General features: G+C 46.1%; 4 protein-coding genes. 3 read left to right on the top strand and 1 reads right to left on the bottom strand.

Translation table 11 applies throughout. The features are described from left to right. Positions 1-394: 394 nt before the first annotated feature. Positions 395-580, bottom strand: a complete 186-nt coding sequence (locus F6K49_RS35885) for a hypothetical protein (protein ID WP_293104474.1) — start codon at positions 578-580, stop codon at positions 395-397. A gap of 221 nt (positions 581-801) precedes the next feature. Between F6K49_RS35885 and F6K49_RS35880 the strand changes: the two genes are divergently transcribed. From F6K49_RS35880 to F6K49_RS35870, 3 genes are all read left to right on the top strand, one after another. After that, positions 802-3,009, top strand: a complete 2,208-nt coding sequence (locus F6K49_RS35880; RefSeq protein WP_075902275.1) for an ATP-binding protein — start codon at positions 802-804, stop codon at positions 3,007-3,009. Positions 3,010-3,200: 191 nt separating this feature from the next. Continuing rightward, positions 3,201-3,767, top strand: coding sequence for a DUF4255 domain-containing protein (locus F6K49_RS35875; protein WP_070394513.1), 567 nt, complete (start codon positions 3,201-3,203; stop codon positions 3,765-3,767). 322 nt (positions 3,768-4,089) lie between these two features. Continuing rightward, positions 4,090-4,470 (top strand): IS607 family transposase (locus tag F6K49_RS35870; protein WP_366514266.1); only part of this gene is annotated, 381 nt, incomplete at its 3' end.

Here is a 4,470-nt window from a genome sequence, read left to right as displayed (position 1 = left end):
TAATCACTCAAGTTTATGCCGCATTAACTTATTATCATGCTAACCGTCAGGAAATAGACGAAGATATCGCAGCCGAACAAACCGCCTATGAAGAACTGGCCAAACAACATTATCAGGCAACCTTAGCCTAAACATGACACAGATTCGCCTTTATTTAGATGAAGATACCATGGTGTGCTATCTGATAACGGCCTTGCGTCTTCGCAACGTGAATGTTGTCTCGACAGGGGAAGCTCAAATGTTGTCCCGTAGCGATGAAGAACAATTACAATGGGCCTATGACCAAAGCGCGTTTTATTTATAGCTTTAATGCCCGATAATTTTATATAATTAATACTAATTTTATCGAAAAAATACAATAACATTCAGGGATTATTTTAGGGTTTAAAAACTATTAAATTGGTGATGAAATGCGGCGAATTTTAAGGATAATTGCCACGCTCATCAGCAGAAGAAATGAAAAATAAAGTAGAATTTTTAAGTGCTTGGGGAGAATAATAGCGTAAGCTTTACCCAAGACACCAAGCGAGTGCGATCGCGTAGCGTGGCCTACGGCCAATCGCTCTTTTCTGGTGGGCAAATGGACTAGATCACGCTATCAAATTGCCAAACTTTCATAATTTGCCCACCCTACCCTACTAGCAGATTAAAGCAATAGCTGAGCCAGTGCGATCGCGTAGCGTGGCCTACGGCCAATCGCTCTTTTCTGGTGGGCAAATGGACTAGATCACGCTATCAAATTGCCAAACTTTGATAATTTGCCCACCCTACCCTACTAGCTCCCTGCCCTTGCTATAATCCATGATTAACCAAACCCAGGTATTCCCTCCCAACCCCCAATTTCAGCAACTCTTTCTGCTGTTACAGCGCTTAGACGGACTGCTAGAACGAGCTTTAGCCGCTGCCCAAGTTACCTATGGTTCCATGGCTGCAACTAATCCCTATCGGGGGATGCAAGTTGACCAGGAAGAAGTGGAACAGTTGCTGACTCGGCCACCAGGAACACCAGTATTGCAGGTAGATACAGAAACCGAACAGGAGTTACCCTCTGATGCTATCCTGGCAGGCTCATCTCTAGCATGGCTCCAAGAAACCTTTGCCCTCTCTGCTTTCGATGTCGATATTATTGCGATCGCTCTCGCCCCGGAACTAGACCGGCGCTATGAACGAATCTACACCTATCTCCAAGACGATATCCGGTGTAAACGACCCACTGTGGATCTCGTCCTGAATCTGCTCTGTCCAACTGGGGAAGCGAAACTGGCGCGGCGTAGTCACTTTACCCCAGAAGCTCCTCTCCTAGGTCATAGTCTACTACACCTGGTCTCGGACCCTAATCAGCTCCAGCCTACTCTGCTCGCTCACAATCTTAAACTGGATGGGCTAGTCCTGGCTCTGCTGTTGGGAGAAAAAGGATTAGATCAGCGACTGAAACCCTTCTCGACCTTACTTGAGCCGACTATTTCCCTGGAAGAACTACCGTTACATCAGGAAGTAAAGCAGGCTTTATTAACAATAGTTGTCGAAGATTGGCAAGCAAGCAAACCCCTGGCACTGTATTTTGAGGGTGCAGATACTAGTGTTAAACACCGTGCCGCCCAAGCTATTGCCAGGGCTGTGGAAGCACCGTTGCTAACCGTAAATTTAACTCGGGTTGTAGAAGCCAAAGCTGACTTGGAGCTAACCCTGAAACTAGCTTACCGTCAAGCCTGGTTTCAGAAAGCTTTAGTTTACCTAGAAGGACTAGAAACTCTACAACAAACTATACAAAGTTCCGAGAATTCCAGTCAATATCTATCTCTGCTAAGAATCATAGCAGACCATCAAGGAATTACTATCCTCGCTGGTGAAAAACCCTGGAGGCCAGAGAAAACTATAGCAATGGGAATGGTTACTGTTCCTTTTCCCATCCCTGAGTTTACTGTTCGTCGCTGGTGTTGGCAGAATCAACTAACCGCAGCTGGTATTTCCCTAGACAGACCAGAGCTAGATGCTTTATGCGATCGCTTCCGCCTCAATTCCGAGCAAATTACTGATGCCGTGATCGATGCCTGTAATCGAGCCCGTTGGCGAATTGCCCAAAACACTCCCCCCACTCCCCACACTCCCAACCTCCCACACTGCCTTGAAAAACCCACCTTGTCGGAACTATTTGCAGCAGCCCGTGCCCAATCTGGTCATCAACTAGGTTCATTGGCACGTCAGATTCAGCCTAAGTACAGCTGGGATGATATTGTCCTGCCAGTTAATCAAAAGGCTCAGTTGCGGGAAATTTGTAATCAAGCCAAATATCGACAGCTGGTGTGGGAAGAGTGGGACTTCCAGAGCAAGCTTTCCCTGGGCAGAGGACTGAATGTGATGTTTTCTGGCCCACCAGGGACTGGTAAAACCATGGCAGCGGAAATTATTGCCCACGAATTAGAGCTTGACCTCTATAAGATTGACCTGTCCCAAGTGGTCAGTAAGTATATCGGGGAGACAGAAAAAAACCTCAATCGCATCTTTACAGCTGCTGCCAATGCTAACGCCATTCTCCTGTTTGATGAAGCAGATTCCCTGTTTGGCAAGCGCTCTGAAATCAGCAGTGCCCATGACCGCTACGCCAATATTGAGGTTGGCTATCTCCTGCAAAAGATGGAGGAGTACGAAGGAGTGGCGATTTTGACCACCAACCTCCGCACTAATATGGACGATGCCTTTGTCCGGCGATTACGTTTTATTATTGAGTTTCCTTTTCCTAATCTCAAAGACCGCCGCCGGATCTGGGAGCAAATCTGGCCTAGTCCTGTACCTCGCTCTGAGGAACTGGATTTAGATTTTATCGCCCGTAACTGCGAGATTGCTGGGGGCAATATTCGTAATATTGCTCTGGCTGCTGCTTTTATAGCAGCAGATGATGGTGGAATTGTCAAGATGAATCACCTGCTGCGTGCAGTCCGGCGAGAGTATCAGAAGATGGGAAAAGTGTTAATAGAGGGTGATTTTGGTCAGTATGCTGGCCTAATGTGATGATTCGTAATAACTCAAATAACTGTGCAAACAATTCACTAAGCACGTTTAAGTTGTGTGTATTGTTGTTACGGAGAAGATTTAAGGGACAGTTTGCAGACTAAAGTGGGTACTTGCCAACTCAAATTGCCGATTGACCTCAGCCAGTTTGCCGATGATTTGGCGACCTGGGCTAAGAGTGAGGAAATGAGATGATTCATGACCTGGATAGAACGTTGGAGGAATTGCTCAAGGGCGAACTACCTCCTGAGCTAATCTCGTCAGTTACTATTAGCTTTGCCACACCTGACAAGGATTTTAGTGTCAAACCAGCGATTAATCTTTTTCTTTACGATGTGCGTGAGAATCTGGAGTTACGCAACACCACCTGGTCAACAGAACGCAGTAACGGTAGGGCAACCAAAAGGCGTAATCCAGTGCGAGTGGATTGCTCTTACCTAATCACCGCTTGGTCCGCTCTTACAGGTAATGGTCAAAGACCAGAGCAAGAAGAGCACCAATGGCTGGGGGAGGTAATGAAAGTGCTACTGCGTCATCGTATAATTCCAGCGGCTGTATTACAGGGAAGCCTCATGGGGATGGAACCTCCGATCAGGACAGTTAGTCTGAGTCAGAGCAACCTACAGAGTTTGGGTGAATTCTGGCAAGCAATGGGAGGAAAGCCCAGACCAGCATTGAACTACACCCTTACTATGGCTGTGGAAGTCGATGATCCAGTTGAGGCAGGAACCTTGGTAACAGATATCAGGATTGGGTAATTGCGGATTGGGAATTGGTTGACTATTTACCATTAGCCATTAGCCATTAGCCATAACCAAGATAGTTGACTAAGGGAGTTAAGTCCTGATAAATATTTTTCCCGACATATTTGACATTTTCCAACATCTTGTTTGATCATGTCAGTGTACTGACCCAAATTTGTCAATGAATGAACAAATTAACTATGTTCCTCCCCGAGTCGCTGCTACCAGGCTCGGGGTCAGTACCAGGACACTTGAAAGGTGGCTTGACGAAGGCAAAATCCAAGGAATTAAAACCCCTGGAGGACTTTGAAGATACAATCTTGACTCAGTTGTCTCTATTTCAACAAAAAAAACAGATAGAGACGAAAGAGCAGCAATCCTATATGCAAGGGTTTCAAGCCGCTCTCAAAGAGATGATCTCGATCAACAAGTACAGTTTCTTAAGTCTCGTTACCCAGACGCAGAAGTCATCCGAGACATCGGCAGCGGTCTCAACTTCAAAAGAAAAGGTCTTCACTCCCTATTGGACAGAGTTCTCAGCGGCACTTGCAAGTATATTGTCGTTGCCCACAAAGATCGGCTCTGTCGCTTTGGATTCGATCTTATCTCATGGTTGTGCTCTAAATTCCAAACTAAAATATTGGTTCTCGACGAAAAGAACCTCAGCCCAGAACAAGAGATGGTTGAAGATGTTCTGGCAATTATCCACGTCTTCAGA

This window comes from Moorena sp. SIO3I6 (genome assembly GCF_010672095.1).
The sequence above is the reverse complement of the archived record's forward strand: the minus strand, read 5'-3'. Positions and strand labels throughout refer to the sequence as shown.